Origin of the sequence: Kitasatospora sp. NPDC049258 (assembly GCF_040678895.1) — a bacterium.
Lineage (GTDB): Bacteria > Actinomycetota > Actinomycetes > Streptomycetales > Streptomycetaceae > Kitasatospora.
The window spans coordinates 1-1061 of record NZ_JBFAQT010000118.1 but is presented as its reverse complement, the minus strand read 5'-3'; the positions used below and the strand labels follow the sequence as shown (position 1 = coordinate 1061).

At 72.0% G+C, this 1061-nt stretch carries 2 protein-coding genes; both read right to left on the bottom strand.

Translation table 11 applies throughout. The features are described from left to right. Nucleotides 1–740 (bottom strand): sulfate adenylyltransferase subunit CysD (gene cysD / locus AB0K43_RS31465; protein ID WP_363645840.1); only part of this gene is annotated, 740 nt, incomplete at its 3' end. Then, on the bottom strand, nt 737–1061 hold a 325-nt coding region (locus AB0K43_RS31460; protein WP_363645838.1), incomplete at its 5' end, for an adenylyl-sulfate kinase. The genes AB0K43_RS31460 and cysD, both read right to left, overlap by 4 nt.

Sequence of the window (1061 nt, the reverse complement as noted above, 5' to 3'; positions counted from 1 at the left end):
CCGCCGGCGGTCAGCCACATGCCGTCGCGGGCGAAGACGTCGCGTTCGTGGGCGTAGTAGATCTCCGGGAGCTCGATCTTCTCGCGCTCGATGTACTGCCAGACGTCCAGCTCGGTCCAGTTGGAGAGCGGGAAGACCCGGACGTGCTCGCCGACCGCGTGCCGGCCGTTGTAGAGGCTCCACAGCTCCGGGCGCTGGCGGCGCGGGTCCCAGGCGCCGAACTCGTCGCGCAGGGAGAAGACCCGCTCCTTGGCCCGGGCCTTCTCCTCGTCGCGGCGCCCGCCGCCGAAGACGGCGTCGAACCTGTTGGACTCGATGGCGTCCAGCAGCGGGACGGTCTGCAGCGGGTTGCGGGTGCCGTCGGGGCGCTCGCGCAGCCGGCCGTCGTCGATGAAGTCCTGGACGTGGGCGACGTGCAGGCGCAGGGAGTGCCGGGCCACCACGCGGTCGCGGTAGGCGATGACCTCGGGGAAGTTGTGGCCGGTGTCCACGTGCAGCAGCGAGAACGGGATCGGTGCGGGCCGGAACGCCTTGAGGGCCAGGTGCAGCATCACGATCGAGTCCTTGCCGCCGGAGAACAGGATCACCGGCCGCTCGAACTCACCCGCCACCTCGCGGAAGATGTGCACCGACTCCGCCTCCAGGGCGTCCAGGTGCGAGAGCGTGCGGGGGTAGCTCCGGCCGGAGGCCGGGGGAGGGTTCCCGTGGGTGTCGGGCAGGCGGTGGGTCGCGGTCGTCATGCCAGGCCCCTCTCGGTCAGGAAGGCGTGCAGCTCGGCGGCCGAGTCGGCCACCTCACGGCCCTGCGTCTGCAGGAGCAACTCCGGTGCGGCCGGCACCTCGTACGGGTCGTCGACGCCGGTCAGGCCGGTCAGCTCGCCGGCCGCCTGCTTGGCGTAGAGGCCCTTGACGTCCCGCTCGGCGCATAGCTCCACCGGGGTGGCGACGTGGATCTCCAGGAAGTCGGTGCCGTTGGTGGCGTGCAGCTCGCGGACGGCGGCCCGGGAGTCGGCGTAGGGGGCGATCACCGGGGCGAGCACGGTCACGCCGTGCGAGGCCAGC